At 72.7% G+C, this 20,899-nt stretch carries 19 protein-coding genes; 5 read left to right on the forward strand and 14 right to left on the reverse strand.

The window, feature by feature from the left end; translation table 11 throughout:
- Positions 1-26 precede the first annotated feature (26 nt).
- Entirely contained in the window at positions 27-1,136 is a 1,110-nt protein-coding gene (locus MMF93_RS30910) for a WD40/YVTN/BNR-like repeat-containing protein (RefSeq protein WP_242756461.1), read from the reverse strand.
- Positions 1,137-1,430: 294 nt separating this feature from the next.
- On the opposite strand from MMF93_RS30910, the gene MMF93_RS30915 reads away from it, so the two are divergent.
- Positions 1,431-2,045, forward strand: coding sequence for a DUF6214 family protein (locus MMF93_RS30915; protein ID WP_242756462.1), 615 nt, complete (start codon positions 1,431-1,433; stop codon positions 2,043-2,045).
- 211 nt (positions 2,046-2,256) lie between these two features.
- Here MMF93_RS30915 and MMF93_RS30920 read toward each other — a convergent pair whose 3' ends face one another.
- Positions 2,257-2,976, reverse strand: coding sequence for a TetR/AcrR family transcriptional regulator (locus tag MMF93_RS30920; RefSeq protein WP_242756463.1), 720 nt, complete (start codon positions 2,974-2,976; stop codon positions 2,257-2,259).
- A 245-nt stretch (positions 2,977-3,221) separates the two neighbouring features.
- Between MMF93_RS30920 and MMF93_RS30925 the strand changes: the two genes are divergently transcribed.
- On the forward strand, positions 3,222-4,028 hold the full coding sequence (locus MMF93_RS30925) for an SAM-dependent methyltransferase (RefSeq protein ID WP_423835644.1): 807 nt from the start codon (positions 3,222-3,224) through the stop codon (positions 4,026-4,028).
- Between the two features lie 57 nt (positions 4,029-4,085).
- Here the strand turns inward: MMF93_RS30925 and MMF93_RS30930 are convergent, their stop codons facing one another.
- The 4 genes from MMF93_RS30930 to MMF93_RS30945 form a co-directional block, all read right to left on the reverse strand.
- Positions 4,086-4,790, reverse strand: a complete 705-nt coding sequence (locus MMF93_RS30930) for a phosphatase PAP2 family protein (RefSeq protein ID WP_242756465.1) — start codon at positions 4,788-4,790, stop codon at positions 4,086-4,088.
- Between the two features lie 132 nt (positions 4,791-4,922).
- A complete protein-coding gene (locus tag MMF93_RS30935) occupies positions 4,923-5,861 on the reverse strand; it encodes a M56 family metallopeptidase (RefSeq protein WP_242756466.1) in 939 nt (312 codons plus the stop codon).
- Between the two features lie 89 nt (positions 5,862-5,950).
- Entirely contained in the window at positions 5,951-6,622 is a 672-nt protein-coding gene (locus MMF93_RS30940; RefSeq protein WP_341483317.1) for a DUF5134 domain-containing protein, read from the reverse strand.
- Between the two features lie 235 nt (positions 6,623-6,857).
- On the reverse strand, positions 6,858-7,238 hold the full coding sequence (locus MMF93_RS30945; RefSeq protein ID WP_242756468.1) for a hypothetical protein: 381 nt from the start codon (positions 7,236-7,238) through the stop codon (positions 6,858-6,860).
- Between the two features lie 695 nt (positions 7,239-7,933).
- Between MMF93_RS30945 and MMF93_RS30950 the strand changes: the two genes are divergently transcribed.
- Together MMF93_RS30950 and MMF93_RS30955 are read left to right on the forward strand one after the other, a co-directional pair.
- Positions 7,934-9,607, forward strand: a complete 1,674-nt coding sequence (locus MMF93_RS30950) for a hypothetical protein (protein WP_242756469.1) — start codon at positions 7,934-7,936, stop codon at positions 9,605-9,607.
- Positions 9,608-9,756: 149 nt separating this feature from the next.
- On the forward strand, positions 9,757-9,954 hold the full coding sequence (locus tag MMF93_RS30955; protein WP_242756470.1) for a hypothetical protein: 198 nt from the start codon (positions 9,757-9,759) through the stop codon (positions 9,952-9,954).
- 74 nt (positions 9,955-10,028) lie between these two features.
- On the opposite strand, the gene MMF93_RS30960 is transcribed toward MMF93_RS30955, so the two are convergent.
- The 8 genes from MMF93_RS30960 to MMF93_RS30995 all read right to left on the reverse strand — a co-directional run bounded on the left by MMF93_RS30960 (position 10,029) and on the right by MMF93_RS30995 (position 17,956).
- The gene (locus MMF93_RS30960) at positions 10,029-10,301 is read right to left on the reverse strand and encodes a hypothetical protein (protein ID WP_242756471.1); all 273 of its coding nucleotides are present in this window, start codon (positions 10,299-10,301) and stop codon (positions 10,029-10,031) included.
- A gap of 92 nt (positions 10,302-10,393) precedes the next feature.
- Positions 10,394-11,491, reverse strand: coding sequence for an N-acetylglucosamine kinase (locus tag MMF93_RS30965; RefSeq protein ID WP_423835645.1), 1,098 nt, complete (start codon positions 11,489-11,491; stop codon positions 10,394-10,396).
- On the reverse strand, positions 11,488-12,753 hold the full coding sequence (locus MMF93_RS30970) for a 6-phospho-beta-glucosidase (protein ID WP_242756472.1): 1,266 nt from the start codon (positions 12,751-12,753) through the stop codon (positions 11,488-11,490). The genes MMF93_RS30965 and MMF93_RS30970 overlap by 4 nt, the downstream gene beginning before the upstream one ends.
- A gap of 7 nt (positions 12,754-12,760) precedes the next feature.
- Positions 12,761-13,696: a carbohydrate ABC transporter permease gene (locus MMF93_RS30975; protein ID WP_242756473.1), complete on the reverse strand. Its 936-nt coding sequence runs from the start codon at positions 13,694-13,696 to the stop codon at positions 12,761-12,763.
- A gap of 4 nt (positions 13,697-13,700) precedes the next feature.
- The gene (locus MMF93_RS30980; RefSeq protein WP_181860930.1) at positions 13,701-14,699 is read right to left on the reverse strand and encodes a carbohydrate ABC transporter permease; all 999 of its coding nucleotides are present in this window, start codon (positions 14,697-14,699) and stop codon (positions 13,701-13,703) included.
- 10 nt (positions 14,700-14,709) lie between these two features.
- Positions 14,710-16,044 (reverse strand): ABC transporter substrate-binding protein, encoded by a 1,335-nt coding sequence (locus MMF93_RS30985; RefSeq protein WP_242756474.1) that lies wholly within the window; start codon positions 16,042-16,044, stop codon positions 14,710-14,712.
- 119 nt (positions 16,045-16,163) lie between these two features.
- Positions 16,164-17,282, reverse strand: a complete 1,119-nt coding sequence (locus MMF93_RS30990) for an ROK family transcriptional regulator (protein ID WP_242757864.1) — start codon at positions 17,280-17,282, stop codon at positions 16,164-16,166.
- A gap of 248 nt (positions 17,283-17,530) precedes the next feature.
- Complete coding sequence (locus tag MMF93_RS30995) at positions 17,531-17,956, reverse strand: tautomerase family protein (protein WP_242757865.1); 426 nt, start codon at positions 17,954-17,956, stop codon at positions 17,531-17,533.
- Between the two features lie 162 nt (positions 17,957-18,118).
- On the opposite strand from MMF93_RS30995, the gene MMF93_RS31000 reads away from it, so the two are divergent.
- Positions 18,119-20,857, forward strand: a complete 2,739-nt coding sequence (locus tag MMF93_RS31000; protein ID WP_242756475.1) for a SpoIIE family protein phosphatase — start codon at positions 18,119-18,121, stop codon at positions 20,855-20,857.
- Positions 20,858-20,899 lie beyond the last annotated feature (42 nt).

Genomic DNA, 20,899 nt, shown 5'->3' on the forward strand with positions numbered 1-20,899 from the left:
CCGCTCCGCCCACGTGCCTCCGCGCTTCAGTCGATCACCGCCGCCCGTACGCACAGCACGTCCGGCAGGTGCCGGGCCAGCTGCCGCCAGCTCTCGCCTTCGTCCGCGCTGGCGTACACCTCACCGTTGCGGTTGCCGAAGTAGAGGCCGGCCGGGTCGGCGTCGTCCGTGCACAGCGCGTCCCGCAGCACCGGGCCGTAGTGCGCCGCCCGTGGCAGACCGGCGCTCAGCGCCTCCCAGCTGCCGCCGGCGTCCTGCGTACGGTGAACCCGGCAGCGGTGCTCGGCGGGGACCCGGTCGGTGTCCGCGTTGAGCGGGAAGAGGTAGGCCACGCCGCCCCGGCGCGGATGGGCGGCCACGGGGAAGCCGAAGTCCGAGGGGAGGCCCTCGCCGATCGACTGCCAGGTGTCGGCGCCGTCGTCGCTGCGGAAGACCCCCCAGTGATTCTGCAGATAGAACCTGTCGGGGGCCTCCGCGTCGCGTGCGACCTTGTGCACACACTGCCCGTACTCCGGGTAGCGCTGCCCCTCGGGGAGGAAGACGGCCGACACGCCGCGGTTGCACGGCTCCCAACTCGCTCCGCCGTCCGCTGTCCGGTAGGCGCCCCCCGTCGAGACGGCCACCGTCACCCGCCGGGAGTCGCGCGGGTCCACCAGGATGGTGTGCAGCCCCAGCCCGCCGCCGCCCGGCACCCAGTCGCGCCGCGTCGGATGCTCCCACAGCGGGCGGACCAGCTCGAAGGACTCGCCGCCGTCCTGCGAGCGGAACAGGCCGCCCGGCTCCGTCCCGGCGTAGACCACACCCGGCTCGTCCGCGCCGCCCGGCTGCAGCTGCCACACCCGCTCCAGGGACGCTTCGGTGTCCTTCGGGTACGTGAGGGCCGGACGGGCGGGCTCCTTCCACGTCGTGCCCAGGTCGTCGGAGTGGAAGACCGAGGGGCCCCAGTGGGCGCTGTCCCCTCCCGCCAGCAGCCGAGGCCCTCCCGGGCCACGCCGGTCGATGCTGAGGGAGTACACGGCCTGCGCGTTGAAGTGCGGGCCGGCGAACTCCCAGCTGCCCGTACCGCGCTGCCCCGTTTTCTGCCGGGCGAGGAACAGACCCTTTCTCGTACCTACCGCGAGCAGCACGTCCGTCATGCCGGCACCACCTTGGAGACGTCGTTGTCCTGAGGTACCGCACAGTCTGCACCGGCTCACTGACACTCCGGTCCTGCGGCGGAGGAACGCGCGGTCGGGCGGGCGCCGGGGCCCCCATACGGCGGCACGGGTGCGCCGTTCGGGCTGCCGGCGGCTCCGTCGATCGGGGTGCCGGCGGAGCACCCGTGCGTGCCGGGACACCCCGCCGGGCTTCCGTGACTACGGTGCCGCGACGTGTCGGACAGACCCCCATACTCCCGCTGCTCACCGGACCACTCCTCCTGTGACCACTCCTTGCGTGACCACCCGTGCGAACCGTCCGGCTGCCCGCCGGACACCGGGCCATCGGGCAGTGAGCCGGCCGGGCCGCCCCGTCCGGCGTGGCAGCTGCTGGGCCACGGCACCGGCGCGTGCCCCGCACCGTACGACGCGAGCGGGCAGGCGCCCTGGTACGCCGTCGGTCTCACCCTGTCCGACGGCGTTCAGGTGGAGGTACTCGCCGCTGTGGTGGACGACGCGATCCGCGTCGAGGAGGTGCGGGCCGATCCGCCGCTCACACCACGTGCGCTGACGGAACTCACGCCGTGGCTGGAGGGGCCGTTGGCGGACGCGTGCCCGGACGCGCTCCGGCCCCCGCAGAAAGCTCCCACCGTGTGGGTGACGGGAGCGTGCGTGCTGCCCGCGGCGCCGCCGCCCGCGCCGGTGAGAGGCCGGGGACGTCCTCCCGGGCCTCGCGGGCAGGCGGCGCGGCGCGCGGTGGCCGAGGCGTACACCGCTGCCCGGCAGCAGGGCGCCGACCCGGTCCTGGCCGTCATGCGGCTCACCGGGCACAGTCGCCGCAAGTCCCTCCGCGTCATCGCGGACGCCCGGGACGACGGCCTGCTGCCGCCCCGCCACGCACGCCGCTGAACGCGAGCGCCGTACCCGGCGTCGGCCCGCCGTCCGGCCCGGCGCGGCTTCCGCGCGGGCGGGTGCGGCCGCCAGGGCCCGGCCGCGGCCCCCGCCGGGCTGCAACGGGGCTTCCGCACGAGCTCAGCCCGGCCCCGAACGAGACCGAGCGTGAGCACAAACGCGAGCGCGGTCCCTGCCGGCTCTCGTGCCGTGCCGTCCGAACCAGCGCCTACCCCTGATCCGCGGTTCCCCGCGGCCGGGAGACCGGCTCCTCGCCGCATGGTGTGACACGGCCCAACTGACGGATGAGAGCCGCGGAGGAGGCGCTGTCCGTCCGCTCACCGGGGCTCTCGGGCGGCGTGCCGCGGTCCCAGGCCAGTCCGTACCGGGTGAACAGCTCTCCCCGCAGTCTCTCCAGCGGCATCGGGGCGCCCGGCAGAAGCGCCGCGACGACGGACCCCATGAGATTCGCGCGCAGCAGTGGGTAGTCCCTGTCCGGGTCGGGGGATCCGTAGCGGGCCACCGCCGTGCGCAGCAGGGCCGCGAGGCGGCGCTGTTCGTCGCACTGGACGAACCCCTCCTGCTGGAGGATGCCCGCCATGTGGGCGCGCATGAGCACCGGGTGGTCACGTGCCAGCCCCATGATGGCGTCGATGGCGCGGGCCAGCGCCTCCTCGCCGCTGCCCGGCTCCTCGGGCAGCGGCGCGCGCTCCAGGGCCTCGGCCAGCGTCAGGTGCATCAGCCGGTGCACGGCGGACTGGAACAACTGGCGCTTGCCCGGGAAATAGTACGAAATCAGGCCGCGTGCCGAACCCGCGCGGTCGGCGATCGCCCCCAGTGTCGTCGCCTCGTAACCGTGTTCGGCGACGAGCTCGACGGTCGCCTGCAGCAGGCGTTCGCGCGAACGTCGGCGCAACTCCTCATTGACCGATGCGCTCCGAGGGGACATCCTGTAACTCCTGCGTTGGCTGGCTGGCAGCCAATATACTCAGTGAGTCTTCGGATGTCCGCGCCCCTCGTGCGGGGAGGTCCGGTGCAGCAGTCGATATCGGGGCGACGCGGGGGATCGCCCCGATATCGACGTCAACCAGCCGAAACAGGACGCCGCTTCTCCGCGCGGCACTCGAACTCCCGGGCAGGGGTACGTTAGTGCGCACACAGCGTCAGCGCATGCGCGGAGAGCAGGGGAGAGCGATGGCGGACCGCCTGGGGCCCGACTCGGAAGAGATCGACGACACGCTGCCGCATTCGGCGCGGATCTGGAACTACTGGCTCGGCGGCAAGGACCACTACGACATCGACCGCCAGGTCGGTGACGAGATCGCCCGCAGCAACCCCGGGATCGTGACCACCGCACGGGCGCAGCGCGCCTTCCTGTGCCGCGCGGTCAGGCATCTGGCGGGCGACGTCGGCATCCGGCAGTTCCTCGACGTCGGCACCGGGCTGCCCACGGTCGACAACACCCACGAGGTCGCCCAGCGTGTCGCGCCCGAGGCGCGGATCGTCTACGTCGACCACGACCCTCTGGTCCTCACCCACGCCCGTGCCCTGCTGACCAGCACGCCCGAGGGCGTCACCCACTACATCGACGCGGACCTGCGCGAGCCCGACGCGATTCTGAGCGGAGCCGCCGCCACCCTCGACTTCGAGCGGCCCGTCGCCCTGATACTGCTCGGTGTCGCCGCCCACATCACCGACGAGAGTGCCTACGAGGTGGTCGCCCGCCTGCTGGACGCCCTGCCGTCCGGAAGTCACCTGGTCTTCAGCGACTCGGCCGAGGTCGTCAACCCCGAAGCGGTCCGGGCGATGGTGCGCGAGTGGAACCGCACCAGCGACAACCCCCGCGTCAACCGCAGCCGGGACCAGATCCGCCGCTTCTTCGACGGGCTCGACATCCTCGAACCCGGACTCGTCTCCGTCACCCGGTGGCGTCCCGAGGCCCTCCCGTTCGGCGAACCCGACGAGGTCGACAACGTCGGAGGCGTCGCCAGGAAGCCCTGACGTCCCGTTCCACCGCTCCCGCGGTGCGCGCCGTGTGCCATCCGCTCCCGTGGTGCGCTACCGGCGGAGGGGGCGGCGGGCGGCCTCTGGCCGGCTTCCTCCGGCGCGCAGGGCCGCCCACGCGGCCGCGGAGCCCAGCCCCAGCGCCGTACCGAGCAGGACGCCCACGAGAGTGTCCGTCAGCCAGTGCACGCCCAGCCACACACGGGTGAACGCCACCCCGACGACGGACACGCACCCGATCACCGCCGCGGAACGCCACCACACTCCGCCGCCGGGCAGCCCCCGTTCGCGCCAGAGCCACAGCAGCACCACGCACACCAGCGCGGCGGTCATCGCGTGCCCTGACGGCATGGCGGCGTAGTGCGCGGAGTCGACCGGCTCGCGCCACTGGGGCCTCTCCCTCGCCAGCGCCGCCTTCAGGCCCTGCTGGAGCCCGGAACCGACCAGCACGGTGCCGGCCAGCCACCAGCCCAACGCGCGCTCTCCGCGCCACAGCAGCCACACCACCACGACGGCCACCAGCAGCCGGAAGGCCCACGGATCCCACACCCAGTCGGTCAGCACCCGGTTGGCACGGGTGAGCCCCGGGTTGCCGAGCGCCGCCGTGTGCAGCGTGGAGGCCACATCCGTGTCGAGGGCGGCAAGCGGCTGCCACGGCAGCAGAGCCAGGACGGTCAGCAGGACGGCGGCGGCTCCCAGCGCGGCCGCCACTGCGGCCTGCCAGGCGCCGGGAGGGCTTCGTCGGATCGGACCACGCATGCGCCGATCATCGCCCCTGTCACCGGCCGCGTAGCAAGTCCCCGGCGCGTCCCTCGTCTTGCAGCCGCGGACCGGCCCGCCAGCGGCCCCAGCCAGGGGGCGAGCCACGGAGGACCCGGAGGGAGACGGGGATCAGCGCAGCGCCGAGAGGCCGGGGACGAAGGCGACGAGCAGCGGGACGACAGGCACGAGGGAGGCCACGGCGGTCATCCGCACCCTGCGGCTGACCGGCAGCCGGGGAGCGGGCGTCAGCAGCCGGTGAACCCGCTGCGGCACCATGGCGACCGGTGTCGGACAGGGACCGAAGACTCCCCGGCCCTCGTTGAGCTCCACGAGCGCCAGCGCGATGGTCAGTCGGCCGTACCGGCGAGAGGCGGCGTCGTCGGCGGCCAGTTCCACCAGGCGGTGCACCTGATCGCGGAAAGAGGCGAAGACCGGTACCCGGGAGAACCCGGTGGCCAGCGCGGACGAGCAGTGCAGAAGCCAGTCGTGGCGGGCCCGCGCGTGCCCCTGCTCGTGTTCGAGCACGGCGTCCAACTGCCGCCCCTTGAGCCGCCGCAGCGCCGCGGTGGTGATGACCAGCTGCGGTGTGGCACCCGGCAGCCACCACGCGTCCGGCCTCTCCTCCTCCAGCACGACCAGCCGTTCGCTGGAGGTCGCGGACTCACCCGGCAGCCGCGGCACGCGCTCGCGCAGCTCCGCGCGGCGCTTGCGGCGCCTCGTCCGCGCGTCCCTGATCTCCCGCAGCAGCATGGCACCGGTCCACGCGCCCCCGCAGGCGAGCAACAGGCACAGCGCTCCCGCCCACGGCGCGTACGCACTGGACGTGTACACCCGCACCACCCCGTCGGGGGCCCCGGCGAAGACGTGGCTGCGCACCACCGCGAAGGCGGCGGCACCCGAGAGCGCCATCGCCAGCCCGCAGCACAACAGCACCGCACCCACCAGGCACTGCCACGCCCACAGGGCGAGCACGGGCTCACGGTCGGGCCAGGAGGAGCGGGTCAGTACGCGCGGCGCCAGGCCCGCGGCGAGCAGGGCGAGCACCATCAACGCGAGCGGGACCGTCATGCCGCTCAGCCTAAGAGGCCGTTACGAGACAGTGATACGCCCGACGGTGCAGAAGTGACGCGGCTCACTGTGCGGCCGCGTTTCACTCGTCACAGCGTGATCAGCATGGCGAACATCCCCGTCGCCATCGCCAGCCTGCACCCCGCGGCGATCCCCGCCTGCCGCATCAGAGGAGCGGCGGTCGCGCCCACGGCGGCGCCCGTGCTTGCGCCGGCCACCCCCGCGGCCATCCGGTCCGCCGCGACAGGCATCAGCCGCGCGGCCGTCCAGAGCGCGTACACCGCGAAGTAGCCCAGCAGCAGCCCCGTGACGACGGGCACACCTCCGGGCGCGGAGTGGGTGGAGTGAGCGGCCGCATGGGCGGTGCCCGACGCGCCCGCCGTGCCGAGGGCCATGGCCAGCGACATGTACAACATCGCCGCTCCGCCGACCAGATGGTGCACGTGCCGGCGCGGACCGTCGTGCGGGAACCAGGCCCCGCCCCGGTCCGCCGCTCCCTCTCGCCGCCGGGGCTTCTTCCCGTGGCGGGCCCTGTCCCCGCGCCCGCCGGACGTCGCCAGCCACGCGCCGTGCGCCAGCAGCGCGCCGAAGACCGCGGTGAACCCCCACGCCAGAAGGGCGCTCACCGTGGGTGTCGCGCTCCACAGCAGGGGAACAGCCATGACCGCCATGCCGAAGCCCATCGCTGCCTCGCCGCCCGCGTCGGCACGTTGCCGATGGCCGGCTCCGCGTGCGCGCAGCACGCAGGAGACAGCCGTCACCGCGCAGAGAGCCGCCAGTAACCAAGCGACCGTGGCCGAACCGTGCATCGCTCACCCCCTCGCTCGCGGGGATGCCGCCCTTCGCCCGCGGGGGCGCTCCCCGTTCCTCGCTCGTCGCGGAGAAACTTCCCGCCGACGTCCCCGCACACGGGAGCACACGGGAGCGCACGGGCGCAGTGGGGCGCAGGGGTGGAGGAGAGCGTCCCGAAGGAGCGGGCAGCCGGGGCGCCGCGGCTCAGCGCGGTCGCGGGGAGGCGTGTCCCATCATCTCGGTGGCCTCCACGAACGGAATGCCCAGGTCCTGGTGGAGGATGCGGGTCTCGTTGGTGTGGTCGGGCAGGAGCGAGCGGCCGGCCCCGTGTGCCGTCGGGCGCGCTGCTTCCCCTCCCGCCTCGTCGGCTGTCTCCTCGAGGGCGCTGATGTGCCGGTTGAGCAGACGCCAGGCATAGGCGTTGGTGTGCGGGCTGCGCAGCGCCTGGTCCCACTGCTCCGCCAGCTGGGCGAACGCCGCACGCACCGCGATGTCCGCTGTTGGCTGGTCCGCCAGGCGGCTGTGCGCGTACTGCAGATACCGGGTCCGGTACAGCGCGCAGAAAGCGGCGAACTCGACCGGCACGCCGCAACCGTCCTCCGGCCGGGTCTCCGGGCCGTTCCACTGCCGGGCGGATTGCGTGTTCGCGCACTTACCGGCAGCGGATTCCGCTGAGCCGCGTTGTTCGCACGGCGAGGGCATCCGAACGCTCAACGTTCTCTTCCCCTCCCATCCCCTCCGTCGCGGTCCCCCTTCCGCCGGAAGCTACAGGTCCGGGTCGGTCGTCCGCCATGAGTGGATGCCGTGTGCAAATTCATCGGCAATTGCACGGGGCGTCTGCGCGTCCCGGCCACAGTGGGGCAACGCGTCAGTGCGGTGAAATGGTTCCCCCTTCTTTTCGGATGTGAGCGTAGGAGGTGAACAAGGGAGAGAATCTGATCGTACCGAGTAGCCTTCCTTTCGTTGCTCGTGATTCTTCGTCGCCGTAGCCCGGAGAGCTGTCCGGGCGGGCTTCCCGGCGGAATTCACCCGATGGGGTGGCGAACCGGTGCGGCGTCCGAATCCACTCCGGCGGTCGTGCCCGGCCCTGTCCGCGGCGGCCCCCGGTCGGTCCGCGGGGACGTCCGGATCGCCCACGCGCAGCGCGTCGTGTTGAATTGGAGTCCGTTGCCGAAGGTTTGGAGGTTGCTGTCGGCAAGGTCCGGGGCCCCGCCGTCCGTCGGTGTCGTCGGCTGCTAACTGTCCGTGTTCTATAGGTTTTTGGTGTGTGGGGGGTTTTGGTGTCGGTACCGGGTGTGGGCTCCGAGGCCGCGGGTGACGGCGTGCTGGTGGTGGCGGGCGTCGGCGGAGGGCTGATGGACGTCGGCGTGGTGGTGGCCGGCCTGGGCGGTGTCTCGTGGGGCGGAGTCCTGGCGGGTGCGGCCGGACACGGCGGCGGCGCCGCACGGGGCGGCGTGGACGTCGTCGAGCTGGTCGGCCCGGTGGACCCGCAGATGGTGCTGGCCCGTGTCCGCCTGGTCGCGGGGGTTTCGGGCCGGCTGCTGGTGCTGATCGTGGGCGAGCTGCGCAAGGACCCCCGCAAGGGCGGACTGCATATCGGTCTGGGAGCCCCCGGCCAAGGGTCGGCGGCTGTGCGCTACAGCGGGCTGCCGTGGGAGTGGCTGATAGGGGAGTTGGCGATACGCCCCGCTGGATCGACGACGGTGCTGCTGGACGTGGCGGCAGAAGCCGACGCGTGGGAGACCGTCAGGGCCGGCGGGCTGCCGGACGCTCCCGGCGTCGGTGTGTTCGGGCGCGTCGTGCGGCAGGGCCGCGAGTCGAAGTGGCGGCGGCTGAGGGGCGGCACCGTTCCGACGGAGCCCACCTACCTCCAGGAGTGCGTACGCATGTGGCGGGCGGGTGGCCGCATGCCCTTCGCCGAGCTGCACGAACGGGCCGCTTCCGCCTCCCATGCGACGGAGGAACTCCAGGCCGTCTTCGTGGCCTCGGCGACCACCGAGCCGGCCGCCCCCACGGGGAGCCCGGCCGCCCCCGCGGGGAGTGTGGAGAACGGGCATCAGTCCTGGCAGCCCTCCGCGCAGAACGGCTGGGCTCCGCACGCGCACGAGGGCCTTCCGCCGTGGACGCCCGGCGCCGCGCCCGTGCCGACCGGGGCCACCCCACCGCAGCAGGCGAACGGTGCGCAGCCGCCGCCGCGTGCGGCACAGGTCGCACAACAGCTCACTGACGTATCGCGACCGACGGACGCACAACAGCCCGCGGACGCCCCGCTGCCCACGGACGCACAGCAGTCCCCGGGCTCTCAGCCGTTTGCGCCGTCTGCAGTGGATTCGCCTGCCTTCGCGTCGAACGCCGAGACTCCGCCCTTCCTCCCGGAAGAGAGGGAAGAAGCCTCTCCGCCCACCGCGCCGGAGGCGGGCACCGCCTCCGGCGCACCACCCGAGGCGGTGCACCCGCACGCACCGGTCGCGGTACCTCTCCCCGTGGAGGCTGCCGCCGCACCCCCGGCCCAGGGCAGGGAGGACCCGCACGAAGCGATCATGACCGCCGCGCGGGCAGGCCGCCACGAGGAGGCCGAAGGGATCGCCGTGGCCTGGCAGCGGAGCGCCGAGCAGACCGAAGGCCCCGGCTCCGAGGGTGTCTTGCACTGGGTCGAGGTCCGCGCCGACCTGGCACGCTTGGCCGGGGCTCCGGCGCGCAGCTGCGAGTTGTGGATGTGGGTGGCTCGCGGGCGGCTGGAGCAGGGGGAGTCGGACGACTCGACCGAGGTGGAGGGCGCTGTCGACAGGGCGCACCACCAGTGGGAGCGCCTGCGCGGGGAGGACGTGGAGGCCGCTCGTGAGCTGGTGCCGGAGCTCGTCGTCCTCCGGCGCCGGGTCCCGGGCCGCCAGCCCGGTGCGGTGCGGCTCCTGGAGGAGCGGATGGAACACCTGCTGGGAGGCGTCGACCACTGAGTGTCGTCCCCTCGGGTCCCCGTCGGGGCGGCCGCAAGGGTGGCGTGGGTGGTCCGTTCGCAGGAGCCCGGGCCAGCCGTCCCCGCGCACGTGGCTGCCGCACCAAGGGTGGGAAGCGCACCCGTTCGTCACGTACCGCAGGAGTGTGCATGTTCCGTCGCCCGGCCCTCACCCTGGCCATCCTGTTCACGGCGACCGTCCTCGCCGCCGGGTCCGCAGCGGCCGCTGACGCGCCGCGGGACCAGCCCGATGAGCTGACCCCGCGCGAGCAGGCGACATTGCAGGTCGCCGGTACGGTGCTGGACAAGCTGCTGGGTGGCGTCGTCGGCTCAGGCGGCGGACGCTGACGCCTGGGGCCGCGGGGGCGGGGCCGCGAAGTGCCCCACCCCGCGCGGCCCCGTGAGCCGCTACCGTCCGCCGCTCACGGTGACTCACCGCCGACCGTCTCCGGCGGTCGGCGAGGACCGCCGTTGTTCTCGGCGGCGTGCTGCCGCCGGGCGCGGGCCAAGGCGGCGTCGAAGTCCCGTTGCGTGTCGTCGCACCAGTGCAGCAGGTCGGCCAGGACGCGGCCCAGCGTCTGGCCGGGGCTGTTCCGCCACCCCTCGGTCAGGGTGTGCGTCTGCAGGGCGGCGTTCGCACGGTCCACGGCGGCCTGGTGCGGGTCGGGGCTCCGTGGTGTCTCGTGCGGTGTCATGGTGCCCCCCTTCGGGTCCCCGGCCGGCGGTGTGCGCGGGCGCCTCGGCCAGTTCACCCTCCCCGAAAAGTGAACTGGACGCCAGTTTTGCATCAGTGCACTTTCTCGTCCCCTGAGTGACCGCCTCCGTCCCGGCCGTGTTCGAAGTGGCGACGCGCCCTTGCGTGCGCCTCCAGCGGTGCTCCCAGGGCGTCGAGGCCGAGGAGCGCCGCGCCCAGGACGGGGCGGGCGTGCACGACGCGGGGGACGGCGCGCGGGGCGTGCCTGGCGAGCAGCTCGCCGATCCGGTCGTTGAGGAGGGGGTGAGCGGCGGCCAGCACCCCTCCACCCAGCAGCACGGGCACGTCCGCGTCCAGCAGGTCCAGTCGGCGCAGTGCCACCGTCGCCATCGTGACGACCTCCTCCGCCATACGTGCCACCAGGGAAGAGGCCACGGCGTCTCCGCCGTCGGCCGCCTCGAACAGCACCGGCGTGAGCTCGAGTCGCCGTGCGTACGGGATGTGTCCCAGGTGCAGGGCCTCGATCAGTGCGTACATGGAGGCCAGCTGGAAGTGCGCGGGCAGGGCGGTCGCCAGCACGGTGGCCGCGCCGCGGCCGTCCTCGGCGCGGGCGGCGTGCCACAGCGCCTCGTCGGCGAGTCCGCCCCCGCCGCCCCAGTCGCCCGAGAGCCGGCCGAGCGCGGGGAAGCGCGCGGTGCGGCCGTCCGGCAGCATCCCGGCACAGTTGATCCCCGCGCCGCACACGACGGCCACACCGCACGGTGCGGCGTCACCGTGCTGCGCGTCGAGCCCGGCGCGCAGCACGGCGAAGGTGTCGTTGTGCACGGTGACGTCCTTGCCCCAGCCGCGTTCGGCGAGCGCGGCCGCCAACTGCTCCTCCTCGACGGGCAGGTCCGCGTTGGCCAGGCAGGCCATCACCTGCTCCACGGCGGGCAGCGGGTGGGGGCCGGCGGCCTGCCGTGCCCGCGACACCGCGTCGGCCAGCACGTCGACGGCGGTGCGCACGCCGACGGCCGAGGGGCGGAAGCCGCCGCCGCGTGCCGTGCCCAGGACGCTGCCGTCGGCGCCGAGGAGAGCCGCGTCGGTCTTGCTGTTGCCCGCGTCGATGGCCAGGACGGCCGGGGCCGGCCCCTCGGCCCGCGGGCGCGACGAGGTGGCCTCGGGCCCGAGTGCGGTCTGCGGTTGGCTCAGGCCCACGCCAGGTGCTCCTTGTTGTGCGCGAGGAGCTGGTCGGTCAGCTGCTCGGCGTACTCGATCTGGCCGATGAGGGGGTGGGCGAGCAGCGCCTTGAAGACGCGGTCGCGGCCGCCGTGCAGCGCCGCGCCGAGGGCGAGGTCCTCGTACGCGGTGACGTGCGCGATCAGGCCGGTGAACTGCGGGTCGAGGGCGGGTACCGGCAGCGGGTGTGCGCCGTCCCGGTCGATGCGGGCCTGGGTCTCGATGACCGCGTCGTCGGGGAGGAAGGGCAGGGTGCCGTTGTTGAGGGTGTTGACCGCCTGGTGGGCGCTGCCGCCCTCGCGCAGCAGCGAGGCGGCCAGGTCGACGGCGGCCTCGGAGTAGTAGGCGCCGCCGCGGCGGGAGAGCAGTTCGGGTTTGGTGTCGAGCGCCGGATCTGCGTACATCTCGAGCAGCTGCTTCTCCAGCGCCGCGACCTCGGCCGCCCGGGTGGGCTTCTGGCGCTGGGCGCGCACCACCTCGTCGTGCGCGTAGTAGTAGCGCAGGTAGTAGGACGGGACGACGCCGAGGCGGTCGACGAGGGTGCGGGGCATGTGCAGGTCGTCGGCGACGGCGTCGCCGTGCTCGGACAGCAGCTTCGGCAGCGCGTCCGTGCCGTCGGGGCCTCCGAGCCGCACGCCCAGCTCCCAGGTGAGGTGGTTGAGGCCGACGTGGTCGAGGTGGACCTCGCCGGGGGAGACCTCGAGCAGCTTGGCGAACTTGCGCTGGAAGCCGATCGCCACGTTGCACAGGCCGACGGCCTTGTGTCCGGCGGTGAGCAACGCGCGGGTGACGATGCCGACGGGGTTGGTGAAGTCGATGATCCAGGCGTCCGGGTTGCTGCGGCGGACCCGCTCGGCGATGTCGAGGACGACGGGCACGGTGCGCAGCGCCTTGGCGAGGCCGCCTGCGCCGGTGGTCTCCTGGCCGACGCAGCCGCACTCCAGCGGCCAGGTCTCGTCCCGGTCGCGGGCCGCCTGTCCGCCGACGCGCAGCTGGAGCAGCACGGCGTCCGCGCCGTCCACGCCGGCGTCCAGGTCGGCCGTGGTGGTGACGGTGCCGGGGTGGCCCTGCTTGGCGAAGATGCGCCGGGCCAGGCCGCCGACCAGCTCCAGCCGGTCGGCGGCCGGGTCGATCAGGACGAGCTCGTCGATGGGGAGCACGTCGCGCAACCGCGCGAAGCCGTCGATGAGTTCGGGGGTGTAGGTCGAGCCTCCGCCGACCACTGCGAGCTTCATGTGTGTCTCAGCCCTTTACTCCGGTGAGGGTGACGCCTTCGACGAAGGCCTTCTGTGCGAAGAAGAAGACGATGATGACCGGCGCCATGACCAGCAAGGTGGCCGCCATCGTCAGGTTCCAGTCCACACTGTGCGCGGACTTGAACGATTCGAGCCCGTAACTGAGCGTCCAGGCGCCCGGGTTCTGGGCCGCGTAGATCTGGGGGCCGAAGTAGTCGTTCCAGCAGTAGAAGAACTGGAACAGCGCGACGGCGGCGATGCCGGGCTTCGCCATCGGGACGACGACGCGCAGGAGGGTGCGCACCTCGCCGCAGCCGTCGATCCGGGCCGACTCCATGTACTCCTTGGGGATCGTCAGCAGGAACTGCCGCAGCAGGAAGATCGAGTACGCGTCGCCGAACGCCATGGGGATGATCAACGGCCACAGCGATCCCGACAGGTGGAACTGCTGCGCCCACACCAGGTACATCGGTACGACGATCACCTGCGGCGGCAGCATCATCGTGGAGATCACCAGCAGCATGGCCGTCCGCCGGCCGCGGAAGCGGAACTTCGCCAGCGCGTAGGCCACGGGGAGGGACGAGCACACGGTGAACAGCGTCCCCAGCAGCGCGTACATCAGCGAGTTGCGCCACCAGTCGAGGAAGCCGGGGGTGCGGAAGACCTTCGCGTAGTTCTCCCAGTGCCACGAGGTGGGCCACAGCTCGCCGCTCATGGCCTGCCCGTCGCCCATCACCGAGGTCAGCAGGACGAAGACGAACGGCAGCACGAAGGCCAGCGCGAGCGCGACGGCGACACAGTGCACGGCGATCCAGTGCAGTACGCGCTTGCGGCGTGCCCTGCGGCTCGCCGCTGTGGGGCCGGGGGAGGGGGTGCGGGCCGCCCGCGAGGGCTGGGCCGCAGCGGACGGCAGCGTGGCCGCCGGAGTGGTCGGGGTCGTCATCTGATCAGTCCTCCGCCGACAGCAGGCCGCTCTTGCGGCGCATGAGCAGCATGGTCACGGCCATCGCGATGGCGAACAGCACCAGGGAGAGCACGCAGGCGGCCCCGGTGTTGAAGTTCTGGAAGCCCAGCTGGTACACGAGCTGCGGCACGGTGATCGTCGAGTGGTCGGGGTAGCCGGGCTGGATGACCGTGCCGGGGCCGATGGTGACGCCGGAGGCCAGTTTTCCCGCCACGAGCGCCTGCGTGTAGTACTGCATCGTCTGCACGACACCGGTCACGACCGCGAACATCACGATCGGCGTGATGTTCGGCCAGGTGACGAAGCGGAACTTCGTCAGTGCTCCCGCGCCGTCCAGCTCGGCCGCCTCGTACTGTTCCTTGGGCACGTCCAGCAGCGCGGCCATGAAGATCACCATGAGGTCGCCGATGCCCCACAGCGAGAGCATCACCAGCGACGGTTTGGCCCAGTTCGGATCGTTGAACCAGTTCGGCCCGTCGATGCCGACCGCCGCCAGGATCTCGTTGACGGGTCCGGTCGCCGGGTTGAGCAGGAAGACGAAGGCCACGGTCGCGGCCACGGGCGGAGCCAGGTAGGGCACGTAGAAGGCGGTACGGAAGAAGCCCACACCGCTCTTGAGCTTGGTCACCAGCAGCCCGATGCCGACGCCGAAGACCACCCGCAGCGCGACCATCACCACGACCAGCCACAGCGTGTTCCACAGCGCCGGGCCGAACAGCGGCATCTGCGTGAAGACGTACGACCAGTTGCGCAGACCCACGAACTCGGGCTGCTTGATCTGGTTGTAGTGCATGAAGGAGAAGTAGACGGTGGCGGCCAGCGGATAGCCGAAGAAGACCGAGAACCCCACGAGCCAGGGTGACAGGAAGCCGATCGTGCGGAGCCTGTCGCGCCTCTTCTTGCGGCGCAGCCACGCGTCGGGGGCCGGGGCGGCGGTGCCGGGCGTGTCCGGCCTGGTGCCGGAGGAGAGGGAGAGTGCCATGGCCGCGCTCCTAGTTCTTGGCCTGGAGGGTGTCGGCGTCGATCTGCCGGTCGAGTTCGCGCAGCCCCGCGTCCACGTCGTCGACCTTTCCCGCCTCCACCGAGTAGGAGAAGTCCTTGAAGGCCGTCACGTACATGCCGCCGGTCGTCGAGGGCGGCAGCGCCTGGCTGTGCGGGTTCTTCGCGATCCGCAGGAACGTGCGGAAGGCCGGGTCGGCGTCGAGCTTCGGGGAGGCGAGGGCCGCCTTGGTGGAGGGCACGTTGTGGATCGCGTTGGCGAAGGACACCACCTGTTCGGTGTCGGTGGTCAGGAACTTCAGCAGTTCCCACGCCGCGTTCTGGTGCGTGCTGCTGTGGGCGATCCCGGCGACCGTGCCGGTCAGGTAGCCGCGTCCGTAGGTGTCGGCCTGGTCGTCGGGCACCGGCAGCGGCGCCACGCCCCAGTCGAAGTCGGGCTTGTCCTCCTTGAGCATCAGGCCGCGCCACTCGCCGTCCAGGTGCATCGCCAGCTTGCCGGTCATGAACCCGCTCTGCCGGGACATCTCGTCGCCGAAGCTCTGTCGCAGCCGCTCCAGTGCCGGGTAACCGCCCTGCGCGTCGGAGAGCTTCTTCATCGTGCGGTAGAACTGCCGCGTGAGCGGTTCCTTCGCGAGGCGGGCTTTGCCGTCCGCGTCGAAGTAGCGAGGGCCCCACTGGGCGAACATCCGGTCCGGGCTGTTCTGGTACAGGCGGAAGTTGGGCATGAAGCCGGCCCGCTCGACCCGGTCGCCGTCGCGCTCGGTGAGCTTGGCCGCGGTTTCGGCGAACTCCGACATGGTCCGCGGCGGACGGTCGATACCGGCCTTCGCGAAGGCGTCCTTGTTGTAGTAGAGCCCGAAGGCGTCGGCCAGCAGCGGCAGCGCGCACTGGGTGCCCTCGTACTGCGTGTAGTCCAGCAGCGTGGAGGGGAAGACCTTCTTCTTGTCGACACCGCTCTTCTTCAAGAAGGGGTCGAGGTCGACCCACATCCCCGAGTCGCAGTACTGGCCGACGTTGTTGGTGGTGAAGGAGGACACCACGTCCGGTGCCTTGTCGCCGCCGGCCCGCAGCGCCTGGTTGACGGTGGCGTCGCTGACGTTGCCCGTGGTCTCGACGTGGATGTTGGGGTGCAGCTTCTCGAAGCGCCGGATGCTCTTGTCGATCGCCTTGACCTCGCCGGGTTCGGACCAGCCGTGCCAGAACTTGAGCGTGACGGGCGCGTGCGGATCGTCGTCGGCGCTGCCGACGCTGGGGTTGGCGCAGCCGGACAGCAGCAGCCCGGTGGCGAGCAGCACGGCCGGCCAGGCGCGCGGACGCGGAGGCGGCATGAGAACTCCTTCAGGGCAGGGTGGGGTGGGGCCTGGGTGGGGAAGCGGGAACGCACCGGCGGGAGGGCGTGCGTGGTGGGTGGCCGCAGGGCGTGAGCGGAGGGGCGCGGTGACCGCCGTCAGGCGGTGTCGAACACCTGCTCGCGCGCCTGTGCCAGGGCGGACAGCAGCGCGCCGGTGAGAATCGGGTCGCCGTCCAGATCGCTCATCCGCAGCAGCGGGCGGGGCAGCGCGAGCCCGGTCAGCTCCTGCTCGACCAGCGCGCGCAGTTCTTCGCCGCCCGTCTGCGGTACCGCTCCCGACAAGACGACGAGTTCGGGATCGACGACGGCGACCACGGCGGCGATCCCGGCCGCCAGCCGACGTGCGGTCTCCTCGCGCACGGACGGGTCGGCCAGCGCGTCGGCGAGCGGCCTGTCCCCCGCGAGTTCGCGGACGGCCGAGACGGAGACGAGGCTCTGGAAGCCGCCGCCCGCCCGCGCTGTCGCGTACTCGCCGGGGCCGCCCCGGGCCAGCGGCGCCCCGGGCAGCGGCATGTAGCCGATCTCGCCCGCGCCGCCCGTCGCACCGCGCAACAGCGTCCCGTCCACGACGATGGCCGCGCCCGTACCGTTGTCCACCCAGACCAGCGCGAAGTTGTCGTGGTCCTGGGCGGCACCCTCGTGCTGTTCGGCCATGGCAGCGAGGTTGACGTCGTTCTCGATCGTGACGGGGGCGCCGAGCACCTCGGCCAGTTCGGACCGCAGGGTCCTGGAGTGCCAGCCGGGCAGGTGCGGCGCGTAGCGCAGCTCACCGGAGTGCGGGTCGATGGCGCCGGGTGTGCCGATGACCGTGGTGTGCGGCTCCCGGGTTCCGGGGCCCGCGTCCGCCAGCGCGCCGTCGACGGCCTCCTTGACCAACTGCGCCGTGCGGTGGCGTACGTGGTCGGCCACCGAGTCGGCCTCGACGCGCGCGCGGCCGACGACCGTGCCCGTGATGTCGGCGACCACGGCCGAGATGCCCCAGGGGTCGGCCGACAGCGCGGCGACGTGTGCGGCGGCGGGATCGATCTCGTACAGCAGCGCGTTGGGACCGGGTTTGCCGCGCTCCTTGTTCCTGGTCCGCACGAGCCCCGTCTCCGTGAGCCGGCTCAGGAGCTGGGAGGCGGTCGGTTTCGACAGGCCGGTCAGTTCGCTGATCCGGGTGCGGGTCAGTGCCCCGTGGGCGACGAGCAGGTCGAGTGCGGCCCGGTCGTTCATCGCCCGCAGCACGCGTGGCGTTCCCGGGGTCCCGGGCGCTGCCGGGGTGCCGGGTATGCCGCTGGAGTCGGCGTGTGTGGTGGCCAAGGTGGAGCCCCGTCCGTCCGGGCCGCCCGGGCGGCGGTGCACGGGCGGCGGATTCGTTAGGAAAGTTTCCTATCGATGGCGGGAACCTAGAACTTCACCGGTGGCCAGGTCAATGGGCGAGGACCGAAGCAATCGATCCGTGATCTGCGCCGGACGGGCGCTCAGCTGTCATCGGCCGCCCCGGGTGCCCCGCCGGCCCCTTCGGGTGCGAGGTACTGCGCCACGCCGTTCCCCAACGACCAGTCGGCGCAGGCGTTCTCGGTCACGGTGACGAAGACGTTGTGCGGCTCGGTACCGGCGTATGCGTGCGCCAACTCGGCGATGCGCCGGTACAGCGCCTGTTTGCTCTCCGGTGTGCGCCCGGCGCGCATGGTGACGGCGACGTAGACGATGCCGTCGTCCCGCTGGATCCCCCCGTAGGTGCCGTGGCGCAGGGTGCCGGTGGAGCCGTCGTGGCTGACGAGCACCTGGAATCTGTCGTCGGGCGGGATGCCGAGCGTCTCCACCAGGGCCTCGTGGACGGCGCGGCCGAGTGCGTCGAGCCGGTCGGCGTCGGCCCGCAGGGCATCGATCCGGACGAAGGGCACGGCGTGTCCTCTCTGCTGACTGTACATACCAGTAGGTACAGTAACAGTGCGTGTCGCCCACCGCACCGGTGCCCGAGAAGGCGCACCCACGCGAGGTGCGTCGCCCGCTGCCCGGGAGGCGCGTCCGCGAAAACGCGTGCAAAGGGCGGTAGACCATGCTCTATGGCGCGGGAGTGGCGAAGACGGCTGAAGCGGTGGCGCGGGTGGCGACGGGCCCCCGAGTCAGGGGAGCGCGGAGCACGGTTCGCGGGACGCAGCGTCGCGGCGCAGGTGTTCGCGCTGCAACTGGCGATCGTCCTGCTGCTGGTGCTGGCGGGCGCCGCCCTCCTCGCCTGGCAGGCCCGCGCCGCCGACGTGCGCAGCGCCCGCGACCGGTCACTGGCGTGCGCCGGCACCTTGGCGGCCGCACCCTCCACCGCCGCGGCCCTGCGTTCCGCCCGGCCGACGGCCGCACTGCAACCCGTGAGCCTGCGGGCCCGCGACGCGTGCGGTATCGACTTCGTGGCGGTGCTCGACGACGACGGCGTGCGCCTCTCCGATCCCCTCACCGAGCTGATCGGCAGGCGCGCGGCGGGAGACTTCGGCCGGGCACTGGCCGGGGAGACCTACCTCGAACACTTCCGCGGCGAGCCCACGGACTCCGTGCGGGCGGTCGCGCCCGTACGGAACGCGGACCGCAAGGTGGTCGGCCTCGTCACCGCGGGCGTCGACCTGGCCACCGTCTCCGACCGGCTCGATGCGGAACTGCCCTGGGTCGGCGTCGGCGCCGTCGGCGCGCTCCTGCCGGCCGCCGCGGGCGCGGGCCTGATCAGCAGGCGGCTCAAACGGCAGACACGCGGCCTCGGCCCTACCGAGGTGACCCGGATGTACGAGCACCACGACGCGGTCCTGCACGCGGTCCGCGAGGGCGTCCTCGTGCTCGACGCCGACCGGCGGCTGCTCCTGGCCAACGACGAGGCACACCGGCTCCTGGGACTGCCCGCAGGCGCGCAGGGGCAGCGCATCGGCGCGCTGCGCCTGCCGTCCGGTGTCGGAGCGCTGCTGGTCTCGGGCCGTACGGCCACCGACGAGGTGCACCCCGTCGGCGAACGGCTGCTGGCCGTCAACCAGCGCCCCACCGGCGGGGACGGCGACCCGAGCGGCACCGTCACCACCCTGCGGGACACCACCGAGCTGCGGGACGTGGCAGGGCAGGCCGAAGTCGCCGCCCAGCGTCTCGAACTGCTCTACACGGCGGGGCTGCACGTCGGCACGACCCTCGACGTGGAGCGCACCGCCGAGGAACTGGCCGAGGTCGCCGTGGACCGGTTCGCCGACGTGGTGAGCGTCGACCTGCTCGACCCGGTCATCGAGGGAGAGGAGCCGTTGCCCGACCCCACCACCGCCACCGTGCGGCGCGTCGCACTGCGCTCGGCCGTCGGCGACCACCCGTTGCAGCCTCTGGGCAGCAGGCCGCGCATCCCGCCGGTGGCCTTCCGCACGAGGGGAGGCACGGTCGAGGTCGCACCCGTCTTCGAGCCCGACCTGGCCGCCGCCACCGAGTGGCGCGGGGTCGACCCCGAAGGCGCCGCGGACATCCTCTCCGCGGGCTTCCACTCGCGGATCACCGTGCCGCTGCGAGCCAGGGGCACCGTTCTCGGACTGGCCAGCTTCTGGCGCCGCGACCAGCAGCCCTACCAGCCCGAGGATCTCGCCTCCGCACAGGAACTGGTCGCCCGCACGGCGGTCTGCGTCGACAACGCACGGCGCTACGCCCGCGAACACGGCATGGCCGTCACCCTGCAGCGCAGCCTGCTGCCGGGCGGGCTGCCTGACCAGAACGCGGTCGACGCCGCCTACCGCTACGTGCCCGCGCAGGCCGGGGTCGGCGGCGACTGGTTCGACGTCCTCCCGCTGCCCGGCGCCCGCGTGGCACTGGTCGTCGGCGACGTCGTCGGACACGGGCTGCACGCGGCCGCCACCATGGGACGGCTGCGCACGGCCGTGCACAACTTCTCCTCGCTCGACCTGCCGCCCGACGAACTCCTCGCCCACCTGGACGAGCTGGTGGTCCGCATCGACCAGGACCCCACCCGCCACCCGGAGACCGAGACGGTCACCGGCGCCACCGTCCTCTACGTGCTGTACGAGCCGGCCACCGGCCAGTGCCACCTCGCCGGAGCCGGCCACCCGCCGCCCGCGCTGGCCCGGCCCGACGGGACGACGGCGCTCCTGGACGTGCCGGCCAACCTCCCTCTCGGGCTGGGCACCTCACCGTTCGAGACGCGCACCCTGACGGTCCCCGAAGGCAGCCGGCTGGTCCTCTACACCGACGGCCTGATCCGCTCGCGCGGCCGCGACCTCGACGAGCGGCTGGAGACGCTGCTGGAGGCGGTCACCCGCGCGGGCCGCGACCCGGACGAGACCTGCGGTGCCCTCCTGGAGGCGCTGCTGCCCGGCAGGTCGCACACCGACAGGGACGACATCGCGCTGCTCGTCGCCGCCACCCGCAGGCTGCCGCCCGACCGGGTCGCCGAGTGGGAGGTGCCCAGCGACCCCGAGGCGGTCGGCCGGGTGCGGGCGGCCTGCATGGACCAGATGACCGCATGGGGGCTTCAGGAGACCGCCTTCACCGCGGAACTCGTCCTCAGTGAGCTGATCACCAACGCCGTCCGCTACGGAGCGCCTCCCGTCACCGTGCGACTGCTCTGCGACCGTTACCTGACCTGCGAAGTGTCCGACAGCAGCAGTACCGCACCCCATCTGCGCCGTGCCGCCACGGTGGACGAGGGCGGCCGCGGCCTGTTCCTGATCGCCCAGCTCGCCCAGCACTGGGGGACCCGCTACGGGCCGCACGGCAAGACGATCTGGGCCGAGATGCCGCTGACGGACAGCGCCGAGCACGAGGCCGACTGGACGTGACGAGCGGGCCCGCCCGGGGCGCTCGCCTCGGGCGGGCCCGCT

The sequence above is a fragment of the Streptomyces tubbatahanensis genome, from assembly GCF_022699385.1.
Taxonomy (GTDB): Bacteria; Actinomycetota; Actinomycetes; order Streptomycetales; family Streptomycetaceae; genus Streptomyces; species Streptomyces diacarni.

Bases quoted from the DNA above. Each gene is read 5' to 3' on its own strand.
- MMF93_RS30985 (WP_242756474.1), bottom strand. From the start codon at position 16,044: ATGCCGCCTCCGCGTCCGCGCGCCTGGCCGGCCGTGCTGCTCGCCACC.
- MMF93_RS31000 (WP_242756475.1), top strand. From the start codon at position 18,119: ATGGCGCGGGAGTGGCGAAGACGGCTGAAGCGGTGGCGCGGGTGGCGA.
- MMF93_RS30955 (WP_242756470.1), top strand. From the start codon at position 9,757: ATGTTCCGTCGCCCGGCCCTCACCCTGGCCATCCTGTTCACGGCGACC.
- MMF93_RS30930 (WP_242756465.1), bottom strand. From the start codon at position 4,790: ATGCGTGGTCCGATCCGACGAAGCCCTCCCGGCGCCTGGCAGGCCGCA.
- MMF93_RS30980 (WP_181860930.1), bottom strand. From the start codon at position 14,699: ATGGCACTCTCCCTCTCCTCCGGCACCAGGCCGGACACGCCCGGCACC.
- MMF93_RS30990 (WP_242757864.1), bottom strand. From the start codon at position 17,282: ATGAACGACCGGGCCGCACTCGACCTGCTCGTCGCCCACGGGGCACTG.
- MMF93_RS30975 (WP_242756473.1), bottom strand. From the start codon at position 13,696: ATGACGACCCCGACCACTCCGGCGGCCACGCTGCCGTCCGCTGCGGCC.
- MMF93_RS30960 (WP_242756471.1), bottom strand. From the start codon at position 10,301: ATGACACCGCACGAGACACCACGGAGCCCCGACCCGCACCAGGCCGCC.
- MMF93_RS30910 (WP_242756461.1), bottom strand. From the start codon at position 1,136: ATGACGGACGTGCTGCTCGCGGTAGGTACGAGAAAGGGTCTGTTCCTC.
- MMF93_RS30970 (WP_242756472.1), bottom strand. From the start codon at position 12,753: ATGAAGCTCGCAGTGGTCGGCGGAGGCTCGACCTACACCCCCGAACTC.
- MMF93_RS30925 (WP_423835644.1), top strand. From the start codon at position 3,222: ATGGCGGACCGCCTGGGGCCCGACTCGGAAGAGATCGACGACACGCTG.
- MMF93_RS30920 (WP_242756463.1), bottom strand. From the start codon at position 2,976: ATGTCCCCTCGGAGCGCATCGGTCAATGAGGAGTTGCGCCGACGTTCG.
- MMF93_RS30935 (WP_242756466.1), bottom strand. From the start codon at position 5,861: ATGACGGTCCCGCTCGCGTTGATGGTGCTCGCCCTGCTCGCCGCGGGC.